Source organism: Paenibacillus sp. NN59, from assembly GCF_057597225.1.
Map to the genome: position 1 here is coordinate 3,374,310 of NZ_CP199678.1, position 23,385 is coordinate 3,397,694.

Annotated in this window: 18 protein-coding genes; 12 read left to right on the forward strand and 6 right to left on the reverse strand. The window is 44.0% G+C overall.

The features are described 5' to 3' along the window. Positions 1–7 precede the first annotated feature (7 nt). The 5 genes from ACT89M_RS14875 (at position 8) to ACT89M_RS14895 (ending at position 7,660) form a co-directional block, all read left to right on the forward strand. Positions 8–895, forward strand: a complete 888-nt coding sequence (locus tag ACT89M_RS14875; protein WP_154888904.1) for a carbohydrate ABC transporter permease — start codon at positions 8–10, stop codon at positions 893–895. Between the two features lie 51 nt (positions 896–946). Continuing rightward, on the forward strand, positions 947–2,590 hold the full coding sequence (locus ACT89M_RS14880) for a type 2 periplasmic-binding domain-containing protein (protein WP_221788053.1): 1,644 nt from the start codon (positions 947–949) through the stop codon (positions 2,588–2,590). Between the two features lie 15 nt (positions 2,591–2,605). After that, a complete protein-coding gene (locus ACT89M_RS14885) occupies positions 2,606–3,964 on the forward strand; it encodes a glycoside hydrolase family 30 protein (protein WP_221788054.1) in 1,359 nt (452 codons plus the stop codon). 301 nt (positions 3,965–4,265) lie between these two features. Continuing rightward, a complete protein-coding gene (locus tag ACT89M_RS14890) occupies positions 4,266–5,894 on the forward strand; it encodes a response regulator (RefSeq protein WP_308721786.1) in 1,629 nt (542 codons plus the stop codon). An 11-nt stretch (positions 5,895–5,905) separates the two neighbouring features. Then, the gene (locus ACT89M_RS14895; protein WP_487344721.1) at positions 5,906–7,660 is read left to right on the forward strand and encodes a cache domain-containing sensor histidine kinase; all 1,755 of its coding nucleotides are present in this window, start codon (positions 5,906–5,908) and stop codon (positions 7,658–7,660) included. Positions 7,661–7,706: 46 nt separating this feature from the next. Here the strand turns inward: ACT89M_RS14895 and ACT89M_RS14900 are convergent, their stop codons facing one another. The 3 genes from ACT89M_RS14900 to ACT89M_RS14910 form a co-directional block, all read right to left on the reverse strand. Then, positions 7,707–8,597, reverse strand: a complete 891-nt coding sequence (locus ACT89M_RS14900) for a carbohydrate ABC transporter permease (protein ID WP_090916140.1) — start codon at positions 8,595–8,597, stop codon at positions 7,707–7,709. Positions 8,598–8,612: 15 nt separating this feature from the next. Beyond that, positions 8,613–9,503 (reverse strand): ABC transporter permease, encoded by an 891-nt coding sequence (locus ACT89M_RS14905; protein ID WP_090916142.1) that lies wholly within the window; start codon positions 9,501–9,503, stop codon positions 8,613–8,615. A 77-nt stretch (positions 9,504–9,580) separates the two neighbouring features. Then, entirely contained in the window at positions 9,581–11,176 is a 1,596-nt protein-coding gene (locus ACT89M_RS14910) for a type 2 periplasmic-binding domain-containing protein (protein WP_308721784.1), read from the reverse strand. A gap of 322 nt (positions 11,177–11,498) precedes the next feature. Here ACT89M_RS14910 and ACT89M_RS14915 point away from each other — a divergent pair, with 322 nt between their 5' ends. The 3 genes from ACT89M_RS14915 (at position 11,499) to ACT89M_RS14925 (ending at position 14,764) form a co-directional block, all read left to right on the forward strand. After that, complete coding sequence (locus ACT89M_RS14915) at positions 11,499–12,734, forward strand: RNA polymerase sigma factor (protein WP_308721783.1); 1,236 nt, start codon at positions 11,499–11,501, stop codon at positions 12,732–12,734. A gap of 278 nt (positions 12,735–13,012) precedes the next feature. Further along, positions 13,013–14,020: an alpha/beta fold hydrolase gene (locus ACT89M_RS14920; RefSeq protein WP_308721782.1), complete on the forward strand. Its 1,008-nt coding sequence runs from the start codon at positions 13,013–13,015 to the stop codon at positions 14,018–14,020. A 123-nt stretch (positions 14,021–14,143) separates the two neighbouring features. After that, a complete protein-coding gene (locus ACT89M_RS14925; RefSeq protein WP_308721781.1) occupies positions 14,144–14,764 on the forward strand; it encodes an NAD(P)-dependent oxidoreductase in 621 nt (206 codons plus the stop codon). 180 nt (positions 14,765–14,944) lie between these two features. Here ACT89M_RS14925 and ACT89M_RS14930 read toward each other — a convergent pair whose 3' ends face one another. Further along, positions 14,945–15,367 carry a VOC family protein gene (locus ACT89M_RS14930; protein WP_154888885.1) on the reverse strand — a complete coding sequence of 141 codons (423 nt, stop codon included), beginning with the start codon at positions 15,365–15,367 and terminating at the stop codon, positions 14,945–14,947. Between the two features lie 191 nt (positions 15,368–15,558). Here ACT89M_RS14930 and ACT89M_RS14935 point away from each other — a divergent pair, with 191 nt between their 5' ends. From ACT89M_RS14935 to ACT89M_RS14945, 3 genes are all read left to right on the forward strand, one after another. Next, a complete protein-coding gene (locus ACT89M_RS14935; protein ID WP_308721780.1) occupies positions 15,559–17,373 on the forward strand; it encodes a glycoside hydrolase family 43 protein in 1,815 nt (604 codons plus the stop codon). Between the two features lie 365 nt (positions 17,374–17,738). Then, on the forward strand, positions 17,739–19,091 hold the full coding sequence (locus tag ACT89M_RS14940) for a glucoamylase family protein (protein ID WP_154959141.1): 1,353 nt from the start codon (positions 17,739–17,741) through the stop codon (positions 19,089–19,091). A 193-nt stretch (positions 19,092–19,284) separates the two neighbouring features. After that, a complete protein-coding gene (locus ACT89M_RS14945) occupies positions 19,285–20,304 on the forward strand; it encodes a phosphotransferase enzyme family protein (protein WP_253494566.1) in 1,020 nt (339 codons plus the stop codon). An 87-nt stretch (positions 20,305–20,391) separates the two neighbouring features. Here the strand turns inward: ACT89M_RS14945 and ACT89M_RS14950 are convergent, their stop codons facing one another. Further along, the gene (locus ACT89M_RS14950) at positions 20,392–21,090 is read right to left on the reverse strand and encodes a transglutaminase-like domain-containing protein (protein ID WP_308721779.1); all 699 of its coding nucleotides are present in this window, start codon (positions 21,088–21,090) and stop codon (positions 20,392–20,394) included. 29 nt (positions 21,091–21,119) lie between these two features. Further along, complete coding sequence (locus tag ACT89M_RS14955; RefSeq protein ID WP_308721778.1) at positions 21,120–21,881, reverse strand: helix-turn-helix domain-containing protein; 762 nt, start codon at positions 21,879–21,881, stop codon at positions 21,120–21,122. Positions 21,882–22,568: 687 nt separating this feature from the next. Between ACT89M_RS14955 and ACT89M_RS14960 the strand changes: the two genes are divergently transcribed. Further along, a complete protein-coding gene (locus ACT89M_RS14960) occupies positions 22,569–23,324 on the forward strand; it encodes an SDR family oxidoreductase (RefSeq protein WP_308722011.1) in 756 nt (251 codons plus the stop codon). Positions 23,325–23,385: the final 61 nt, after the last annotated feature.

Below are 23,385 nucleotides of genomic sequence, written 5' to 3' on the forward strand. Positions count from 1 at the left end.
TTCCCTCATGAACGGAAAAGCGGCCAAAGAAGATCTGGACAGCCGGATTTTTGATACGCTCAATATCATTTTTTTAATAATCTGTACCATCGTCATTATTATTCCGCTCTGGAATGTTATCATCTCGTCCTTTAGTTCAGGCAAAGCACTGGCAGAAGGCGGATTCATCTTCTGGTCACCCGAGTTCTCGCTAGAAAATTACCGAGCGGTGTTTAATGATTCAAACATCTGGCAGGCGTTCTTCATCTCTGTGTCCAAAACCATGATCGGTGTCGTAACACACGTATTCTTTTGCGCTATGGTCGGATACGGACTGAGCAAGAAATACCTGAGAGGACGCAAATTGTATGTAGCCATGGGTGTAATTACAATGTTTTTCTCCGGCGGCATGATTCCAACCTTTTTGCTCATCAAGGCACTAGGTCTCCTGAACAGCTTCTGGGTGTATATTATTCCGGCTTTGTTCAGTTTCTTCGATGTCGTCATCCTGATGAATTTCTTCCGTAATGTACCGGATTCACTCGAAGAATCGGCGAAGATGGATGGGGCCGGAGACTGGCATATCTTTCTCAAAATCTTTATCCCGCTATCCATGCCAGCAATGGCGACTATCGCTTTGTTTAACGGGGTAGGCCAGTGGAATGACTTTATGACGACCAAACTGTATATTACGGACCAGTCACTCTACCCATTACAGATGATGTTATATGAAATTATTGTGCAATCCCAGACACAGTCCATGCAGAACGTGGGCGGGTCCGTCGTGATCGAAACAACAACCAAAGGCGTGCAGCTTGCCACCATTGTCATTACCACATTGCCAATTGTGCTGATCTATCCTTTGTTACAGCGATATTTCATTTCAGGCATGATGCTTGGAGCTGTGAAGGAATAAAACGATAGATTCACATCAACGATTTATATTCGACTACGAGGGGGAAAACACATGTTTAATATTCACCGGGTACTGGGCAAAAGAGGGGTTAAAGGATGTGCAGCATTACTGACAGCTGTGTTAATGATTACGGGATGCAGCGGTGGTTCCGATGGATCAAGTGAAGCGAACTGGGTATCCATCGAGAATCGTTATACGGTTGATCCGGAGAAACCAGCATGGCAGCTCGATAAGAAGGAAGAAGTGACCGATCTGACCTGGTACGTCAATGCCGACTGGTGGAATACTGATTTTGGCAAAGATATCGTCACCAAAAAGATCAAGGAAGACTTGAACATTAACATCAAATTCATTACAGGCGATGATACCAAATTAAATACCTTTTTTGCCGGTGGAGATATGCCTGACCTGCTGACGGTGTTTGATTCCAATTCGCAAGTCGTGAGCAAAGCATCAACCTGGGCCATTCCTCTGAATGATTTGGCCGAGAAATATGATCCGTATTTCAACAAGGTCGCGGCTGCGGACACGATGAAGTGGTTCCAGCAAGAGGATGGCAAGACCTACGGTTATCCGAACTATTCCAACACACAAGCAGATTATGATAGCGGTAACATTCCAGCCAAGACCGCCTTTATCATCCGCAAGGATGTATATGAAGCGTTAGGCAGTCCAGTCATGGGAACACCGGAGCAATTCCAGAGTGTGATGAAACAGATCAAGGAAAAGTTCCCGTCGCTCATTCCGTTTGGCTTTAACGCCATCGGTGGAGGCACCGGTTCGCTTGGCGATGCGTTACAGGATTTTATCGGCGTACCCCTGGAGACGGCAAACGGAGAGTTCTATGACCGCAATCTGGACGAAGATTATCTGACTTGGCTGAAAACCTTAAACGCTGTATACAGAGACGGCAATATTAGTGATGACAGTTTTGCGGATGACGGTACAGCCTTTGAAGAAAAGGTGAAATCCGGCAAATATGCGGCGATGCTGCTCGACGGTACACCTCAACAGGGCGGAAACCTTCAGATCTACATGAGTGACAACGAAGGCAAAGAGTACATCGCCATTGATGGGCCGCAAAGTACCAAGGGCAATGTACCAACACTGAATCAGTCCGGTATTACAGGCTGGATGATTAATTTCATCTCCAAGGATGCCAAAGACCCGGCTAAAGCGATGCAAATTTTCACGTATTTGCTGAGTGAAGAAGGCCAGATACTGATGAACTATGGCGTTGAAGGAGAGACGTTTAAGAAAAAAGCTGACGGTACGGTGGAACTACTTCCGGCCGTGAAGGACATGCAATTGCATAATGCGGACCAATTCAAGAAGGAATATCGCCTGGGTGAATTTATGTTTTTCGGTCATGACCGTCATAAGGCGCTGAGTGCCGATGCCTTCCCGGAGGCGATTAAACAAATGCAAGCATGGGGTAAAGGCAAGTTGACCCCTCATTTTATTCTGGAAAATATCAATCCAAACCTGGGAACACCGGAAGCTCGCGCATTGTCCGCCATTAACACCAAATGGAACTCAACACTGGTAAGCATGTTGCGTTCAAAGGATGATGCCTCGTTTGACAATGCCCTCGCGGCATATCAATCGTTCTTGGAGGAAAATCGCTGGCCTGACATTGTGAAGATCCGTAGCGAGAAGATGAAGCAGAATAAAGAGAAATTAGGCATGCAATAATGAGGAGGCTTTGCGATGACAACATTTAAAATGTTCAAAACTACGGGGGAAAATGACCTGTTTCGTCTTGTTCCTCCCGAGGAATACAATCCGATCAAGTCCATGGAAGCTGATTCGATGGCCGTAACCGTTCAACTGGATGATCGTCAAACGTACCAGGAGATGGACGGGTTCGGAGCGTCATTTACAGATGCTGCGGCATATTTGATGAATCAAAAGATAACGGTTGAACAGCGGGTTGAAGTGATGACACGGCTGTTCCATCCGACAGAAGGGATCGGATTGTCGGTGATCCGCAATCCGATGGGCGCTTCGGATTATGCCCGCACGGTATACAGTTATAACGATCTGCCTGACCATCAGACAGACCCGGAATTAGCCGGATTTAGCATTGCACATGATGAAGCGGACATTATTCCGTTAACCCGGCAGGCGCTTGCACTGAATCCCGAGCTGAAACTGTTCGCTTCGCCGTGGAGCGCACCCGGCTGGATGAAAACAAGCGGCTCCATGATTACAGGCCAGCTCAAGCCTGAGTGGTATTCGGCATATGCGGAGTACTTTGTAAAATATATTCAGTCCTATGCAGCTCATGGTCTGCCAATCTATGCAATCACCCCGCAGAATGAGGCTTTGTATGAGCCTGGACATTATCCGGGCATGCTGATGCCCGCTGAGGCGCAAACAGAGTTCATTTTCAATCATCTCAAGCCAGCTTTTGTACGCAACAACCTTGACACCAAAATCCTGTGTTATGATCACAACTGGGATCGTCCGGATTATCCGCTGACCGTTCTGGAACATGCAGGAGAAGCTGTGGATGGAGTGGCATGGCATTGGTATGGGGGAGATGCTTCTGCCCAATCCAAAGTGTACGAAGCTTTTGCGGGAAAAGAAGTGCATTTCACCGAAGGTTCTGGAGGGGAATGGATTCCGCCTTTTGAACAAGCGTTCTCCAATGTGATTCGAACGGGCATTCACATTTTGCGAAACTATAGCAAGTCACTCGTACTGTGGAATATGGCACTGGACGAACATAACGGCCCTACGGTGCCGGGTTTTGGACAGAGCACGTGCCGTGGAATTGTGCAGATTAACCAGCAGACGGGAGATCTTGTCTACACGCTGGATTATTACGCGCTAGCTCATTTCAGTGCTTTGATTCGCCCTAAAGCGGTTCAAATCCAATCGGTATCCAGCGATGATTCCATATACACGGTAGCTTTTCGCAACACGGACGGAAGCACAGCATTGGTACTGTTTAACGATGAGCAAGAAGGCAAACAGGTTAAGATTGAAATGCAAGATCAAGAGAGCCTTATTGTATACATGGAATCCAAAAGCGCTATATCCCTATTCATATCAAACGATTAAAGGGCAGTGGCTCGGCTATGACCTCATGATTGTAGAAAAGCAAACACCTGCCTCAGCATTCATTCATGTTTTCTCGACATTCCTAGAGAGCAATAATGCGAACCACGCAGACCGCCAATTGGCGGTCTTTTATCTGTTTTCTAATCTGTTGTGTATTTTTTGATCGTTTTCTAATCATTTTTCTAACCTTTTAAGGGGATTTCATACATACAGTCCGAATAAAGTACAAGATAGAATGTACCTGTCCCTGAATCTTTTGGGTGATGGCTCGTGTATAAATAACCAACTTTGGAGGACTTCCATGTATAAACTGATGATTGTGGAAGACGAATTGCTGATGCGCGTGGGCATTCGTTCCATGCTGAACTGGGAAGAATACGGTTTTTGTATAGCAGGTGAGGCTAGTAATGGAAAAGAAGCACTGGAGCTTGCGCTTGAAAAGGTACCTGACTTGATCATTACAGACATCCGAATGCCCGTAATGGACGGATTAGCGTTAATCAAACAGTTATCCCCATCGTTAAAAAACTGTAAATACGTCATTCTGAGCAATTTTGATGAATTAGATTACGTGAAAAATGCTTTAAAGTTCGGTGCCACCGATTACTTGATTAAAAGCGAAATTAATGAGCAATCGCTCATCGAGCTTTTGACGAATATACGGGAGAAGTTGCAAAGTGAACAGCATCAATTAAATGCCTTACCCTACGTATCCTCCGATTATTCCAAGAGTATTCGTTATTTGAAGGATAGCTTTTTCCAAGATATTGTAAGCGGATTCACCCATGAGAAAGAATTGATTACCAAAGCCAAAGAACTCCATTTTCGTATCCAATCAGACCAGTTAGTGGTCATCAAATTCATCGTTAATCATTATGAGAAGGTCAAACGCAAATACATTGAAAAAGGGGAAAAGCTGCTCCGTTTCTCGATACTCAACATTATGGAAGAGGTTATTCCATCCCGGTGGGCAAAGGAGATTTTTGTGGAAAGCTCGTCTGAATACTGGGTAGTGGTTAATGTCCGATCTGACACGGAAGCACATGCTGACCTGAACAAGCTGATTCGTAAAGTACTCACTTCCCTTAAGGATTTTATGAACCTGTCACTTACAGCGGGAGTAAGTTCGATTAATTTCGGCTTTGTGTCGCTGCGGAAGGCTTGTCAGGAGGCAGAATTTGCGCTTAAGGAACGTTTTTTTACGGATGAAAGCCAGATCCTGTATGTTGAGGATATACGTGAAACCCCCAGTAGGGAAGACGTTGAACATCTGCTGAGTCCTCAGCAGGAGCAACAATTCATGAAAATTTGTATGAGCAAAAATAAGGAGAAAGCCCGGCAATTTCTTGAAGAAATCTACATTGACCTGAAGACCGTAAGGGCAGGCGAGAACAGTATCCGCAAGCAATACCTTACGTTGCTCGAAACAATGAACGCCCATTTGCTGAACAGCACATCACGAAGCAAGCTTTCCATGACGGAGAAATCCCCCTATGAGATTGTCCTGAACGGGGAACATTGGCAGGATATCCATGAGAATGTGCTGACTTATATCACGGAGACATTTAACGCTAGCTCCCAGGTCACACACGAGCTCAAATACACGGACCTCGCAATAGACATCATCAACAGTTATTATGCAGAGGATCTTTCATTGCAAAGTGTAGCTAGCCAGATTAACGTGAATCCGTCCTATTTAAGCCGTTTGTTCAAGCAGGAGAAGAAGGAAAATTTCATCTCTTATCTGACCCGGGTTCGGATTGATCATGCGAAGGCTTTTCTCCTCAGCAAAGAGCTGAGAATATATGAGATTGCCGATAAAGTCGGGTATCACAACTACACGTATTTCAGTAAGATTTTCAAAAAGAACACAGGGCTTACGCCAGAGGAATATCGGGAACAGCAGCATGTGCATGCCATTCGGAAATAGAGGTGTGATCGATGAAATATAAGCGGCCTTTTCAGATTAAATACAAGATTATGGTGATCTGTATGATCGTCATCATCTTTCCTGTCGTTGTGATGACTATTAATTCGTACTACTCTTCCGAAAGGTTATTATCACAGAATTACAATACACTGCTTAGTGATTTGACCAAACAGACGAACATTCGCATCGACGAGTTTTTGAAAGAAATCGAAAAGATCACGCTGCTCGCCAGTAATGGACTCAGTGACAGTTTATCTGCTACCCATGAAGGCAGCTTTCCGATCCAGGATTTTCTGCGTGTAAGTAATGAAGAAAACGAAATCTCGGCATATAACATATTAATGAATTACATCATGATGAAGGATCGTGTATTTTCCATTTATCTCTACAATATGAACGGAGGACAAGACCTGTTTGTAAGTCCACATCAACCGATTGACAAGGCCTTCAATGTGAGAAATGAGCTGTGGTTCAAGAAGTTTATGCATGAGGACGAGCGTACGATCACGTTAACCACCCGGGTTGACAAGCAACTCGAAAATAAAGTGCTGGCCGTGTCCCATGCACGAAAAATTCATGATGTCACGAACGGCAAATTGCTTGGCGTGATGGTGGTTAGCATCGATATTAAATTTATCGAAATCGTCAATCGTAACTTGCAGGAAGGACTTCGATCCAGATTCATGATCATTGATGAGGACGAAAAAATCGTTTACAACGTCAACGACCAGTTAATTGGCACCTTGTTTCGGGATAACGTTCGTCCATCCGAAGCAACCAACGTCGTGGTAAAGAGTCCGCTTAGTCAGCAGAAATGGACTACATATGTCTATATGCCGCTGGAAGAGCTAACTGCCGATGGTAGAATACTAGGTAAAAACCTCGTAACGCTAGCGATCGTCATGTCACTTTTCGCTGCGGTGATCTCCATTTTCCTGTCTCACGTCATTACACGTCCCATCAAAAAACTGTTAAACAATATACGTCTTGTTGAAAAGGGGCAGTTTGAGCAGGTGCAGGATATTCGCTCTCGTGATGAGATTGGTCATTTATCCACCAGATTCAACCGAATGTCCCATGAATTGAAACGAATGGTGGAACGCATGCAGCAGGAAGAGATCGAGAAAGCCGCTGCCGAGATGCGGGCACTGCATGATCAGATTAACCCGCACTTTCTGTATAATACTTTAGGTTCCGTGAAATGGATCGCTTCCATGCAACAGGCCGACAAAATTGTAGATATGACCGATGCACTGATCTCTATGCTCCGATATGCCACAAAGTCTGATGGAAGTCTCGTTATGATTCGTGAAGAATTAACTCACATTGCACATTACGTGACTATCCAAAATGTTCGATATTATGGCAGTATTCAGATGAAATATGAGATCGATGAGAACCTGCTACAATATGCAATGCCTAAAATGATCCTGCAACCCATCGTCGAAAATGCGTTCTTTCACGGTCTGGCCGAGATCGAAGAGGATGGGGTGATCACGATTCGAATCGGGTCTCGGGAGGAAGACATCTGCATTGAAGTTTGTGATAATGGAACCGGCATGGATCAGAGTATGGTACGAGGCTTGATGGAGGAAAAGCATGAAACAGGAAATGGAGGCCGGAGGATAGGCCTCTATAATGTACAACGGCGTATTCAACTTCACTTCGGTGAGCCGTATGGGATACAGGTGAAAAGTGAGGTCGGCAAAGGAACAACGTTTGCAATTCTGCTTCCAGCGATCTCCTGTTTACCAGATAACAAGTGAATGTGGATTAGACAGTCGCATGCGAAGCGGCCCTTGATGTCACAATTTAACCTTTAACACTGCCGAGTACCAGTCCTTTGGTAAAATACTTTTGCAAGAACGGATAGATCAGGAGAATCGGTATCGCACCGAGGAACATCTGCGCGGCTCTCCCTGTCCGGGCATTCATCATGGATAACAGTTGCGTGTAATCCGATCCGGATTTCAGCATCATCTGCTCAAAGCTTTGAAGCAGCGTCTGCAAATAACTCTGTAACGGATAGTTGGCGGGATTGTTCATATAGATAATGCCGTCAAACCAGGAGTTCCAGTGACCCACAATGCTGAACAATCCAACCGTCGCGAGCGCAGGTTTGAGAAGCGGTAGCATGATGCGAATCAACACTTGCAGAGGGCCTGCGCCGTCAATGATAGCCGATTCTTCAATCTCTTCAGGAAGCCCACGAATAAAGTTCATCAGAATAATCATGCTGAACACGGGGAGCGCTCCTGGTAGAATCAGAGACCAGATGGAATCGATTAGTCCCATTTTCACCACAACCAGATACGTCGGGATTAAACCGCCGCTAAACAGCATCGTTACGATAAAAAATCCCATGTAGACGTTGCGCCCCATCACCTTCTGTTTGGTTTTGGATAAAGGGTAGGCTGTGAGCACAATTAACACCAGATTCACAAGTGTACCCAGAACCGTTCGCTGGATGGCAACCCATAGAGAGGAATAAAACGCGCCACCCGAAAGAGCAAACTCATAAGCTTTGGTTGTGAACTCGACAGGCCAGAAGGTAACACTACCAGCCGATACCGCTGAACTGCTACTGAAGGACACAGCGAGTAAATTCACAAATGGCAACACACAGAGTAGCGAGATGGTCAGCAGGATGGTGTAATTTATAATAAGAAACACGCGTCTGCTTATACTTTTATCATAGATCATGCGAATATGCCCTCCTTAGAAGATACGGTAACCCGCCACGCGGTAAGCTAGAATGTAAGAGACAGCGACTAGAATGCAGGAGATCACGGATTTGAATAATCCAACGGCGGTCGCAATGGAATATTGGGCTTGCTGTATCCCCAGACGATAGACATAAGTATCGATAATATCACCGGTCTGATAAACGACAGGAGAGTAGAGGTTGTAAATCTGGTCGAAACCGGCATTCAACACGTTTCCAAGGGAAAGCACAGACATCAGAACAATCGTTGGCATGAGTAGGGGCAGGGTGATATAGAGTGTTTGCTTCCAACGCTTGGCTCCATCGATCACTGCGGCTTCATATAGTCCGGGGTCAATGCTGGTTAAAGCCGCCAGATAAACGACCGTTCCAAAACCGAAACCCTTCCATATGTCACTCACGATCATTGTCCATGGGAAGATGGAAGGGGTACCGAGAAAAGAGATCGGCTTGACGCCGAACAAACTCAGAAACGTATTCACGATGCCATTTGCACTTAGAACATCCAGCATGATACCCGCCATAATGACCCAAGACAAGAAATTCGGTATATACACGAGGGTCTGAAAGGTGCGTTTGATCCCGTTGTGCAAGACTTCGTTCAGCAGCAGTGCGAAAACAACCGGCACCACAATGCCGCCAAGCATTTTGAATATGGACATGTAGAGGGTGTTCCAGATCGTTCTCACAAAGTTAGGCTGATTGAATACATGCGTGAAATTGTCCCATCCGACCCACGGTGAGTTAAAGCCGAGACCAGGGTTATATTTTTGAAACGCAATAATGAGTCCATAGAACGGGATGTAGCTAAAAATAAATACCAGCACAACGCTGGGGATCAACATGAGGTGGTAAGGACTTTGCTGCTTCCATTTTTTCAGCATGGCTTTTCCTCCGTTCAGTTATCAAAAAGAGGGGATGAGAACGGGCTCACCCCCTCCGGCTTCACACCGCAAATGCTTTATTTCCCGTAGGCTTCGTTGACTGCTTCAATGGCATTATCTCCGCCAGCTGCTCGCCAGTTCTGTACGACCACGTCAAAATAATCGATGCTTTCGCTGCCCATAATGATTTTGGTAAATCCTTCGGTCAGAATGTCATCCAGCGTTGTGCCGTAACTGGAGAGAGCTTCGGGCGTAACACCCCATAGCGCGGTTTTGATATAGTTGTTGCTATCAAGCACTTTTTTGGCCAGACCATATGCATTTTTCGGAGCACCCTGTTGCAAATAATCGCCAGTTGCTCCCGGTGTCGCATTTTTAATAAACTCCACGCTATTATTGTATTTCTGCCACATTCCTGAAGTCGTAAGTCCGCTTGTATCCTTCGTTTCAAGAGCTTTGGACACAGCCTCAAACTGCTCATAGTCCGAATTCGGATTAAGTACACGGAACGCACCAACCACGTGGGCAATATCATTATCGAGCAGGGCAGACAGTGTCTCCGGTTTTTCCTTGCCGTTACCTTCATCTACGATGTAGGCATAATCATTCAGGATTTCGATCACCGCTTGCGGATTGGCGGCATCTTTTTTCATAACAATGTAGTTGTTGTTGGCAAAAAAGATCGACTGTTTTGCTTCCTTACCGTCCACGGTTGGAATGAGATACGGATAAAAGATCGCATCTTTGCCCAGATTGGCAATCGTATCTACGCCCGGATTATACCCCCACCACTGATAGTAAGGCTGAATGCCTACTTTACCAGCAACGATGTCGGCATTCATCGCGTTGAAATCTTTAATTGCAAATTCGGGATCAATAATGCCTAATTTATACCACTCCGCCCACTCGGCAAGCGCATTTTTCATCTCAGGTTGAATGGAGCCATAGGTGAGTTTTCCCGAATTATCTTCAATCCACATGTCGGGATGTGCATTCCATGCAATGGCAAGCAGATTGAGGTAGTCCAGGGATTGATCCACAGCAATGCCGTATCCGCCGTGTTTCTCCATAAATTTGAGTGCCATATTTTTAATATCTTCAACGGATTTCGGATCTTGCAGTTTAAGTTCCTCTTTCCAGTCGTTCCGGATCCAGATAAAGTCGGGCTGTTCAATTAACCCCCAGTGCATCTGCGGTATACCGTAGAGCTTGCCGTCTTTTTTGCCTGATTCGTAGCTGTCTGCATCCGCTTTCATATACCCTTTCAGACGTTCCGAGGCATGTTGTTCAAAGGCTTCTGTCAAATCCATGACCATATCGGCTTCAACCAATTGGCGTAACTGAGAAGGATTCACCCGGAAAACGTCAGGTAGTTCGTTGGAAGAGATGGCGAGATTGAGTTTTGTTTCATATTCATCACTGACCCAGTCCGTCTTGACGTTAATGTTTAACTTCTCTTTATACCGGCGAGTCCAGACATTATTGGTGATATCATCGCCCTTTGGATACTTCGCTGAACTATACTCCGATGTGACCGTATGAATGGTGACTGCACCTGTGCCGTCATCGTCCGCATCGGTCTGTGTTTTACCTTTTCCCGTGTCACTACAAGCTGTGATCAGCAGAGCAGACATACTCACTGACATGATTAGAAGCTTCATCTTTTGGTTCATTCACGTTCCCCCTCAAGTTCAAGTCATATTTAGGAAAGTTGTACTTGAAGATATTGTAATGGAGAATAAGAGGAGGGGATATAAACGTTATTGACCAGAATCTGTATGATTTTTTACTTTAGAGGAAGATTGAGAAAGCGAATGGGATGAAAAGTGTGTACGAATCTTGCACTTATTTGAACTGTGTTGCACTTTTTTGACCCGCTCGAACCAAAGAAGATCGTGAGAATTATCGGAAGTATACATATTTTTTCAGCTTAGTTGTGGCTATTCGTTGCGCTGCGGTGTCTAATTCATTGTAAATCAAGAGGAGGTTCACACCATGTCAGGAGCTTATGACACAGACTTTACACCTGTTTATCCGGATGAACAGGATAGCAATACCCGATTTGAACACATCTATGCATTATATCGTGACCGCATCCGTAGTTACTTTTTGCTGAAAATAAATGCCATGGTTGCAGACGACCTTACACAACAGGTATTTATGAAAGTCTCCGAGAACATGCATCGTTTTAGAGGGAGTGCGCATATTTTCACATGGATCTTCAAGATTGCTCAGAATATGTTAAAAAACGAATATCGCAGATTGTCACGTCAGAATGAAACACCGCTTGATTTTACACAGTTAGAATCCCAATCCATCACTCTTGAATTTACAAAGTATGTTGACTTTCGAATTGACATTGGCGCGGCACTACAAACACTGGATGAGAAAAATCAGGAGATTATTGCGTTACGTTTTTTCGCAGATTGTACGCTACCCGAGATTGCGAGTATTGTTGGCATGCGTGAGAGCGCAGTGAAGAACCGATTATACCGCGCTCTTGGAAAGCTGAAGCATGAATTAAATGAATGGGGGAACATGGCCATCATGTCGATTGAACAATTGATTTCTATCGAAAATAAAGGAAGTTCAGAACATTCGGTTAACCGTCTAGAAAAAGCAAATCATGATCTCTTCACGCAACTAAGTGGAAATGTCGAACGACTGGCGACCAAATACAATTACCAGCCCAAACGTAAAGTTATCATTGAAATGTATCCAGATCTGCCAACGTTTCATCGGGCTGTAGGTGAAGCGGATGCGCCTAACTGGTTCACGGGTACGTATGAAGAAAATATTCTTAAGATCGTATCACCACTTAATCCCGGACCGGAACATACCTACGAGTCTATTATCAAAGGTACGATTCACCTGTTCTCCATGTGGCTGATTGAGGAGATTAATCCGCTGTCCCCCAAATGGATTAGACAAGGAATTGGCGGATACGAGGCTAAACTGATGACACCCGATTTTCTTAAAAATTCGACGAAAGAGGCCATTCGCACGAATTCTATTCCTACTTTTGCTCAATTAGACGATGATACGTGGGATTTTGAAACCAAGAAAGGATTCCAATTCTCGTATATGTTTGTCGAGTTTGTCATAGAGAAGTACGGTTTAGAAGCTATGAATCAATTGATCCGTCAGCCGCAGGATCTCAAAGGCATTTTAGGCTGCTCAGAGACTGAATTTCGTCAGAAACTGGTTAACTATCTGAATCAATTATTTTAAGAACTCACACGAAACGAACGACAGTTTAACGATTAATAAGCTCAGACACCTTCAGCAACATGTAGTCCTGTTCATTATGGGATATCATGACTGGAGGTGTTTTTTTACATTTAAATAAGGTAGAAGGAAGAATGAAGAAGGTTTGAAAGAAAGGTTGTAGAGTTCGTTCATGTTCCGTTCATATTGCATTCATTCTAGGGACATCGAAGTTGAGTACACTTGACTTGGAGTAAAACAAGACCCACCCCAGAAGGAAACATGACATAAAGGAGCTGAAGGTGTTGATTGAACCAAGTCATTCAGATTCAAAAAAAACAAAAGCGAGCCAGGATTCCAAAGTCAAGCGAGTGCTTAAACTTTTACTAAAAGTCATAGCCTCTATACTTATCGTCATCCTGCTTTTCATCGCGACCGTGTTCACGGTGAACCAAGTCAGCAGTCATTCTGAACAAAAGCGACTGGAGCATTACGGGCAACAGGTATCTGTCGATGGAAAACGAATGAACGTATTCATGCAGGGTGAAGGGAAAGAAACGATAGTCATTTTACCCGGATTCGGGACAGCTTCGCCTGCACTTGATTTTAAACCACTCATCTCCGAACTGAGTCCTCATTATAAGGTCGTAGTTGTTGAACCTTTTGGTTACGGACTAAGTGAACAGACTGACAAGGAACGTAGTTCGGCTAATATCACGCATGAGATCCATAGTGCGTTGCAAAGCCTCGGTATCAAACGTTATACGCTCATGGCACATTCTATCTCAGGTCTCTATAGCCTGGACTATGTGAACCGATATGCAGATGAGGTACAAGCATTCATTGGACTAGATCACAGTGTTCCGTCTCTTAGTGAGCAAAAAGTTGAAGCGTCCGACATTGAGCCCATTAAATGGTTCCGTAACCTTGGTTTTGCCCGTGTTCAGTTGAAACTGACTGATGACCCGTATGAAGGGCTCTCCTATGACGACGATACCAGAGAGCAATTAAACATTTTAATCCGTAAAAATATGTACAACAACACACAATTAAACGAGGCCGTAAGCATGTATTCCAACTTCCAGGCAGCGAAACAGCTTACATGGCCTTCGGACTTACCTCTTCTTTTCTTTGTGCAGAAAAATCACCCGGTCGTGAAAGAGTGGGTTGCAGAACATGAGAAACAGATGGCGAACACTGAACAGGGAGAAATGATTTTACTGGAGGCAGGACATTACTTGTATCGCTCCCATCCCAAGGAAATCGCTGAGAAGATCAAGGAATTCACCGAAAAGATCGCTACAGATTGAGGCAACGGCGTTATATGGCGTACTTAAAGTACCCGTGTAACGCTTTTTTTGTTATTCTATTGTTTTACGGGCAAAATGCTGATACAGCATCGTATAGTGAACACATAATCAGGGGGTTTAAATATGCAACTTTTAGTGCTCGGGGCTACTGGACGTGTCGGAAGCCATATCGTTACACTCGCGCTTCAAGACGGACATCATGTAACTGCATTGGTGCGTAATCCAGAAAAAATAAACAAACGCCATGATCGCTTGACCGTTATTCAAGGAAATGTGTTGGAATCCGAAGATCTTCTTCGTGCTATACAAGGAGTTGATGCGGTAATCAGCGCGCTGAACACGGATAGAACAACCACACTGTCCCAAAGCATGCCCTTACTCATCAACGCCATGGGGCAGGAGGGCATAAAGCGTATCATTACTGTAGGAACAGCCGGTATTCTTAAAAGCAGAACCGAGCCAGAGAAACTTCGATATCAGTCGAGCGACTCCAGACGTAAGTCAACTAGGGCTGCCGAGGAACATGAACAAGTGTACACGTTGCTTAGAGCCTCCACCTTGGAGTGGACGATTGTATGCCCTACGTATTTGCCCGATGGGGAGGTCCGCGGCAATTACCGTGTAGAGCGTGACGTTTTACCTGAAGGCGGCACAGAAATTACCGTTGGCGATACCGCTGAATTCACCTATCGTCAACTCAGCGACCGCCGCTTTATAAATGCACGCGTAGGGATATGTTACTGAAGGTCTGGAATATGAAATTGATAAATGACGCATGGGAAAATACAGTAATCTTCTCTTCAAACATGTAAACGCCATGATAACCCTGCATGAAGGCAGCCTGACTTTAATTATTCGAAGTCAGGCTCATACTGACATGCTAGAGCAGAACACTCTCCCCGGTTCTTCAAACTATTTGTAACACTACTTCACACGTTTGGAGATAGGGTGATCCTCATTCATTTGCAGCAAATCCCACAGGTTCCCATAAAGGTCTTTAAATACAGCAACGATGCCATAGTCTTGTTCCTTTGGTTCTCTCACAAATTCAATGCCTTTGGCAACCATGTCCTTATAATCTCTCCAGAAGTCATCGGTATTCAGGAACAGGAAAACACGCCCACCAGCCTGGTTACCGATAAAAGGCTGTTGCTCCGGTTTGGAAGCTCTCGCGAGTAAAATGGTTGTGCCTATAGATCCCGGAGGGGCAATCACCACCCATCTTTTGTCCTGCTCAGGTTGATAGGTGTCTTCAAGCAATGTGAAGTTCAATTTTTGAGTATAAAATTCGATCGCTTCATCATAATCGTTAACGACCAAAGCGATATGTATAATCGACTGAATCATAAGGGGGCCTCCATTTCATCTTTTGGTCAACGATACAGTTATACCATTGTAATTGGAGAGACTACAACGGTAAATAAGGAAAAGCAGGAAGTTTCCCTACTCCTAAACCCTGATTTGCAGTATGATATATACTAGGTTAAGCGCTTTCTTTTAGATCAAATTCAATATACATACTTAGGAGGCTACTAAACTTGTTGAATACAAACACCAATTACGCAGGATATCTTTTTGTGCATTTTATCGGTGAGCAGCCCGATGGAGAGCAGGTTTATTTTTCATATAGCGAGGATGGCCTTCATTGGAAGGACTTAAACGGGGGTAAGCCCGTATTGCGCTCCAATCTGGGGGAACAGGGTGTACGCGACCCGTTTCTCATTCGCTCCGCTAAGGAGAATAAGTTTTATCTGATTGCAACCGATCTACGAATCGCAAGCGGTAAAGGCTGGGGTGTTGCTGTAAACGAAGGCAGTCGTGATATTGTCGTATGGGAGTCCAGTAATCTCATGGATTGGTCTTCTCCTTGGACAGTTACACTTGGCACCCCGGGTGCAGGTTGTGTGTGGGCACCTGAAGCCGTATATGATGAAGCGGCTGATGAGTTTCTTGTATTCTGGGCCTCAGCCACACAAGATGCAGATGAATCTGAACGTAAACAGAAGATTTACAGCGCACGCACCAAAAACTTCCGTACATTCACTCCATCGGTAAAGTATATCGAGCGTGAAAACCACATCATCGATACGACCATTCTGGCTTCATCGGGTTCTTACTACCGATATTCCAAAGATGAAACAACCAAAAACATTCGTGTTGAAAAGGGGCGATCTCTGGACAAGGACGCCTTCACTCCGCTCCATGCGCCTGTGTTGGAAGCTCTGATGGGTGTAGAAGGGCCACAGATATTTAAATTCAATGACCGGGATGAGTGGTGCCTGATTGTGGATCGTTTTGCTGAGGGAAAAGGTTATCTACCGCTGTTGACGACGGATTTGGATAGCGGAAACTTCCGAATAGCTTCAGATGATGAGTTTGATATGGGAAAAACCCAAAAGCGGCACGGCGGCATTCTGCCAATCACCGCGGAAGAAGGTAATTGTCTGCTGGCCGCTTATGGAGACGGTCACCAGGTACTGGCTGGTCAATATGCTGACCCTGATGTGGCGAAGTTTGGCGACCGCTATTATATGTATCCTACTACGGATGGCTTCGACGGGTGGTCAGGTACGCAGTTTAAGGTGTTTTCCTCCAGCGATCTGCAATATTGGCAGGATGAAGGGATTATTCTTGATCTGGCAACGGATGATGTGCCTTGGGCCATCGGGAATGCATGGGCACCAGCGATTGCCAGCCACAACAACAAATATTACTTTTATTTCTGCGGCAAAATGCCTAACCAGGAAAGTGCTATTGGTGTCGCTATTGCCGATTCACCGACGGGTCCATTCCGAGCGGAGCCTGAGCCTTTAATTACAATGGGTCAATTAAGACATCTTGGGATCAAGATGGGGCAAGCCATTGATCCTTCAATCTATGCAGAGCAGGATGGCAAGATGTATCTGTTGTTTGGCAACGGTGATGCTGCAATTGTGGAGCTTGGTGACGATATGATAACTGTTCGTGAAGAAACGATGCGTAACATTGCAGGATTGCATGATTTCAGAGAGGCCGTAACCGTGTTAAAGAGGGATGGGCTTTACCACTTCACATGGTCTTGTGATGATACGGGAAGTGAGGATTATCACGTCAATTACGGTACGTCGGAAAGCCTCTACGGCCCGGTCACCTATCACTACCCTGTCTTAAGCAAAAATGTAGAAAAAGACATGCTTGGAACAGGACATCACTGTATTTTCCATGATTCTGAAACGCATCAGTATTACATGGCTTACCATCGTTTTGTCACTCCGTTATCGCGGTTCTCCGAGGGGAAAGGGTACCACCGGGAAGTATGTATTGACCCGATTCAGTTTGGAGCAGATGGTCGTATGAAGCCTATTGTTTTGTGAAATGATGGGATGGTTGAACAGTATTGAAGCGAACAATCACGATACAAAACCGAAGCAATTCGAATAGAGTATCGTAATGGAGATTCATCATTTGTACGTCTCATGGAAGCCGCTAACCATAGCGGCTTTTTTAGAATTTGCTTATATACGTACATGGGCCGAATCATCGCTGTTACACAAGAAAGAGTGACTGCTTGCAGAAGAATTCCTGTTATTGATGAAACGTTTCGAGTTAAAAGTCAAAAGATAAACCTAAACAAAACTTTTTAAAGTAAGGGTTTTCATTTTGTTATTTACCAAATATGTACATTCGTGATATCATAAATGCGAAACGTTTCGAATTCATTTTTGAAGGGAGAAAAAAGATGAACATTGTAAAAAGGTTAGGACTTATTTTAACTTTTTGTCTGTTTGCCAGCACAGCTTTCGCTCCTGTCATATCTGCACATGATTCAGGCAAGACGCCGGGCTTCAAACCAGAATTGAAAGCGGTTGCCAAAAAGACGTACAAGTACTTCAAAGATTTTACCGATCCCAAAACCGGGTTGACGTATGATGAAGTCCGAATGAAGGAAACGGGAACGGAAGAAGCCAAGCGTACCTCACCAACAAACATTGCGATGTACATGATGAGTACCGTTTCTGCGGAACGAATGGGCCTGCTTTCGAAAAAAGAAGCCGTATCCCGCCTGAAAACAACGTTAAACACGCTGGAGAAGATGGATAAGTGGAATGGGCTCTTTTATAATTGGTACAACACGGACGATGGTTCCGTCAAAAAAGATTGGGGGCAATTTATATCACAGGTAGATAACGGCTGGTTATCCGCAGGATTAATCGTCGTTGGACAAGCGTATAAAGAGTTAAATGCACAAGCCAGCGCTCTCGTTAAACAGATGAACTATGCAACGTTATACGATCCGGAAGTCGGCCAATTCCGTGGTGGCTATGATGTCGCGAAAGGCGCACTGACAGAGCATCATTATGGGTCCTTTTATACGGAACCTCGTGTAGGAAGTTATATTGCCATCGGTAAAGGAGATGTACCAAAAGAACATTGGTGGAAGATGTACCGCACGATGCCACTTGAATGGGATTGGCAGTCTCAGATTCCTCAAGGTCAAACGGTGAATTATGATGGCGTCGATGTCTTCGAAGGAAGTTATGAGTATAAAGGTAAAAAGTTTGTTCCTAGCTGGGGAGGCAGTATGTTTGAAGGACTGATGCCGGGTCTGGTGATCAAGGAAAAAGACTTGGGTACTCAGGCACTAGGTCTAAACAATAAACGTCATGTCGATCTGCAAATCGAATATGCCAAAGAAAAAGGGTATGCAGCATGGGGATTCTCCCCGTCAGCAACCCCTACCGGATATAGTGAGTTTGCAGCAACACCGCTTGGCATCTCAGGTTACAAAGACGGAGCAACGGTAACTGCGCATGCAACATTCCTTGCCTTGGACTATGCGCCTGAAGAGGCACGCAAAAACATCAAAACACTGAAAAAGTTAAACATGATGGGCGAATATGGCTTATACGACTCCATCAATCTGGAGACCAAAGAAATCGCCAAAGCTTATCTGGCATTGGACCAAGGCATGATTATGGTATCTATTGCGAACTATCTGGAGGATGGAGTTATCCGTGATTATTTCCACAGCGATCCTATTGGTCAGAAACCTGAAGAACTGTTGAAAAAAGAAGTATTCTCCATTCAGTAGACCCGATTCAGAAGGAACGAGGTATCACTTGATGACGCCTCGTTCCTTTTTTGTTGATTAGGCTTATGGCTTTTTTTGTGTATAACATAGTTTAAATTGTTTACTACATATTTTTAAGCTTTTACGATCGTTACAATAACGTATAAGAGAAGTAGGTGATTTTTACTACATGAAAATTGCAGGAGGATAACCAATGAAAGATTTTTTAAAATTTGATACGAATGAAGAACGGCAAGCGTTATTAATTAGAGCAAGGAAGGTTGCTTTATCAGCAATCCAACAGTATGACTTAGAATGGGATAAAATCGAGTTTATTCAACTATCTGAATCGATCACGTATAAAATTGAAACCAGTACAGCTAACCATTATTTGCTTCGCATTCATTCGGACCGATTGAGCAGAGAGGAAATTCGTTCGGAGCTCCTACTGTTACAAGCACTGAAAAAATCGAAAGAACTAAATGTATCCGAAGGGATACCAAGTTGTGATGGTATTTATGTTTTGGAGATTGAAACGGAAATGGGATATAGACGGCCTTATGTAACAATGATGCGGTGGATCGAGGGTGAAAAAACAACAGGGGAATTTACGGATAGCCATGCGTATAATATGGGAGTAATGATTAGCAGGCTCCATGCAGCAGCAAAGGATTTCAATCCACCTTCTGATTTTGTAAGGTCTGCTTGGGGAGTAGAAAGCTTTAAACGTGAACTGGCTAAGTTGGAACGTTACCATCAACGTTTTTTATCCGAAAAGGCATGGAAGCTGTATCAAGATGCAGCGGAGAAGGTTGTATCCCAACTTACCACTATGCGTCAAACTGAACATAACTACGGACTAATTCATGCTGATTTACATACCGGTAATATGGTTTTTAACGATGATCAACCTTCACCGATTGATTTTGAAAGATGTGGGTACGGATATTTTCTCTACGATATGGCAGGCACCATGCTGGAGCTTTGGCCTAAACATCGATGGCAGCTTATCCAAGGTTATGAGAGTATTAAGAAGCTGGAAGCGGACTATACTCGGGATCTGGAATGTTTTTTCATCATGTTCATGATCGAGAACTTCTGCCATCACGCCTCCGATCCAAGAGAAACAGCCAGTTTAATCGATGAACAAAAATATGCCCAAGCATATATAAGAGAATATTTGAACGGTAATCCATTTTTATTCGAAGTGGTCGAGCCTGTAAAAATGGATTAATACTAGCTTTCAGACGGAACGAAACGGAGAACCTACCCCGAATCTTTCCGTCTTTTTCTTGGTGTTTTGCTTCAAAAGAATAAACGTTCACCCCCGCCTAATACGTCTCACATTCCTATTCATTAGACGACGAACCACATGGCTGAATATCATTCTCTTGATTGGATTTAACTTTTGGGGATGGAGAGAAAAGAATTGATCCGGATTGTCAAACGTACCGAAATCCTGGACAATGCCTTCTTTCTGCACATAGGTGTCATTTTCATTCCAAAAAATAGCAGGTTTCTGAAAATCGTCCGTAGCCACTCCATAACCACAAAATGAACCAGTACATTGCTTAAACTTTTGCTGAAGCTTGGTCAGATAAGGGAGATCCAGGATAAATCCCTCAATATTTAACCATCTGTCGTTATATAACACTTCAATCCAGCTGTGGATAATCTCTTTCGGAGAAAGGTGGTAATACCAGCCTTTCATGGCTCCCTTTTGCAATTGCTTATGAATCGTAAAACCGTGAATCCGGCAAGGGATGCTTAGCGCTCTAAGTAGTGCCATGAATAAAATGCCTTTCGTATTACACTGTCCATAGCCGTCGTAGAGCACTTCTGAAGCCTGAATATTATCGCTACGATTATAACCAAATTCAATCTCGTCACGAACGTAGTTATATACGTGAAGGATTTGCTCCTTTACAGGGAGTGAAGCCCAGTTACGGCTGCGAATGAGGCTCTGAATGGTCGAATGATTGTAATCTAACAATTGCGTTTGCTCGAGATTGTTGTTCATGATGAGCACCTCCTGCAAACATTGTATCGTCAGTGCAGGGAGGAAACTTGCAAAAACACGCTATCCTTACGAATATCTTTGGCGGTCATTCCGAGCAATCGCTTGCTGGTATTGGCAAAATGGGAGGGCGTATCAAAACCAGCCGCCATGGCTGCATCCGTGATGCTCGTTCCTTGGAAAATCAAATAGGATGCTTTCTGTAGCTTATGTAACAACATATAACCGCTAAGCGATATGCCTGTATTTTCTTTAAACAGATGTGACAGCCTGCTGTTCGATAGACCGAACTGTTCAGCATACATACGAATAGAGTGCTCCGAATCCGTGCAATCCTTCATATGTTGGATCAGTTCCTTGATTCGTGAATCCGTAATCGCAGGTGGAATGTAATCCAGTTGAAAAAGAGTCATGAGTTCTTGTAAAAATACACAGTAAGTCTCTGCATCATTGAGTAACGGTAACCGCCTTTTGATATGTTCGGCGACTTCTTTACCAAGCTCTTCGGGAAAACTGGCATAATTCCGCTTGCCCATATATTGTTTAAATGCTGTTGCCATCTGGGATGTGCTATCTATTAAAAGCAATACTACGGGCTGCCCTGAGACCTGCAAACGATGAGATATATTGGAGTTAAGCACGATTACAGCAGTACTTATAATCTCTCCCTGAACCTCAATCTTAAAATGATTTTTTAAACCAATCGTGACTTGAATAAACGTATGTTGATGTGCCTCAGCATCGATGGCATTGGAATGCACAAGAATGTGATGCTGCGCGCCGTATAAATTCATCAAACGGGTATCACCTCATAGGTAAAATAGATGGATCTAATAGATTGTATCAAATAATTGGATAGAAAAATCACTTATGTACCTAGAAAACCTGATCTGAATGATGTCAACTATAGGTACTGAAATGGGGAAGAGAACATTGAAGAAAATGATAGTGTTGATTCTATTACTTAGTTTAACATTGGTTGTATTAGGTTGTTCAAAGGATCAACAATCCAGCTTGAGACTTAGCGATGAAAGAATCAAGTAACTTCGCAAAGAGTACCCCCTTTCCGATGGTCACTCTGATTATGCTCTAACCATAGATGTTCCTTTTGAACAAATTTTGAAGAGATCAGATTCCGTTATCATCGCTGAAGTTATAAAGCAAAACGAAAATTTTCAATCAACTTTATCTACGGAACCAGGAACATCAGAGGGTAATTTAGCCAAAAAAAACATTCTTTCACTAGGTATGCCACATATTATGTGGTGGATGAGAAGTATGTTCTATCTGCTTATCACGGGAAAACGGAAGAGATGAGAGGCTTCACCAATCAGACCGATGGAATAACATTAAATTCCTTGGTTAAGCTGATTAAAGAACTTTGGTCAAATCATCAAAGATGATGTTCATTAACTCTATTATCTATTATGATGAAGAATAATAAATATGAACTAGCAACTTTCACAAGTGGAGGTAGAATGATGACTCTAACTCAGAGAAAAATCGCGATTATCACAGGTGCCAGCGGTCCCAGAGAAATGGGAAGTGCTTTTTGTCGCAAACTAGCTTCCAGAGATATTGATATTTTCTTCACACACTATAAGGCTGATCCGGAATGGACACTTGCGTTTCACAAGGAAATTGAAGACATGGGGGTTCGCTGTACATCAATCGAGATCGATGTAACCGAGCGTAACGCAGCACAACGAGTATATGAAAGTGCAGTCCAGCAACTGGGACAACCCTCTATACTGATTAACAATGCGGCTTATGGTGTCAACACCGATTACAAGTCGTTTGATGCCGAGCACATGGATAACCACTATGCTGTTAATATGCGATCGACGTTTCTACTGTGTACGATATTTGCCCGTGAATTCGAAAAATCCAATCTAACCACAGGCAGAATTATCAATATGACTTCGGGACAGGATATATCGCCGATGCCAGGGGAGTTAGCGTATGTTGCGACCAAAGGCGCAATCTCTGCTTTTACTACATCCTTATCCCGTGAACTTGCACCTTTAAAGATTACGGTAAATGCCGTAAATCCGGGGCCAACCGATACAACGTGGATGGATGATTCCATTCGTGATTATCTTATGCCAAAGTTCCCGTTGGGACGGATTGGAGCACCTGAGGATGCAGCGAACATCATTGATTTTCTCGTGAGTGAAGCCGGAGCTTGGATTACGGGACAAGTTATTCATTCGGAAGGTGGATTCATTCGAGAATAATCGAAAGCGACTGGCAAAAAAATGATTGGAATCATAAAAAGCCCGGCTAGGTTAGCTGGGC

What these genes read in the sequence shown, in the direction of transcription:
- ACT89M_RS14875 (WP_154888904.1), top strand. Translation starts at nt 8, where the DNA reads ATGAACGGAAAAGCGGCCAAAGAAGATCTGGACAGCCGGATTTTTGAT.
- ACT89M_RS14880 (WP_221788053.1), top strand. Translation starts at nt 947, where the DNA reads ATGTTTAATATTCACCGGGTACTGGGCAAAAGAGGGGTTAAAGGATGT.
- ACT89M_RS14885 (WP_221788054.1), top strand. Translation starts at nt 2,606, where the DNA reads ATGACAACATTTAAAATGTTCAAAACTACGGGGGAAAATGACCTGTTT.
- ACT89M_RS14890 (WP_308721786.1), top strand. Translation starts at nt 4,266, where the DNA reads ATGTATAAACTGATGATTGTGGAAGACGAATTGCTGATGCGCGTGGGC.
- ACT89M_RS14895 (WP_487344721.1), top strand. Translation starts at nt 5,906, where the DNA reads ATGAAATATAAGCGGCCTTTTCAGATTAAATACAAGATTATGGTGATC.
- ACT89M_RS14900 (WP_090916140.1), bottom strand. Translation starts at nt 8,597, where the DNA reads ATGATCTATGATAAAAGTATAAGCAGACGCGTGTTTCTTATTATAAAT.
- ACT89M_RS14905 (WP_090916142.1), bottom strand. Translation starts at nt 9,503, where the DNA reads ATGCTGAAAAAATGGAAGCAGCAAAGTCCTTACCACCTCATGTTGATC.
- ACT89M_RS14910 (WP_308721784.1), bottom strand. Translation starts at nt 11,176, where the DNA reads ATGAACCAAAAGATGAAGCTTCTAATCATGTCAGTGAGTATGTCTGCT.
- ACT89M_RS14915 (WP_308721783.1), top strand. Translation starts at nt 11,499, where the DNA reads ATGTCAGGAGCTTATGACACAGACTTTACACCTGTTTATCCGGATGAA.
- ACT89M_RS14925 (WP_308721781.1), top strand. Translation starts at nt 14,144, where the DNA reads ATGCAACTTTTAGTGCTCGGGGCTACTGGACGTGTCGGAAGCCATATC.
- ACT89M_RS14930 (WP_154888885.1), bottom strand. Translation starts at nt 15,367, where the DNA reads ATGATTCAGTCGATTATACATATCGCTTTGGTCGTTAACGATTATGAT.
- ACT89M_RS14940 (WP_154959141.1), top strand. Translation starts at nt 17,739, where the DNA reads ATGAACATTGTAAAAAGGTTAGGACTTATTTTAACTTTTTGTCTGTTT.
- ACT89M_RS14945 (WP_253494566.1), top strand. Translation starts at nt 19,285, where the DNA reads ATGAAAGATTTTTTAAAATTTGATACGAATGAAGAACGGCAAGCGTTA.
- ACT89M_RS14950 (WP_308721779.1), bottom strand. Translation starts at nt 21,090, where the DNA reads ATGAACAACAATCTCGAGCAAACGCAATTGTTAGATTACAATCATTCG.
- ACT89M_RS14955 (WP_308721778.1), bottom strand. Translation starts at nt 21,881, where the DNA reads ATGAATTTATACGGCGCGCAGCATCACATTCTTGTGCATTCCAATGCC.
- ACT89M_RS14960 (WP_308722011.1), top strand. Translation starts at nt 22,569, where the DNA reads ATGACTCTAACTCAGAGAAAAATCGCGATTATCACAGGTGCCAGCGGT.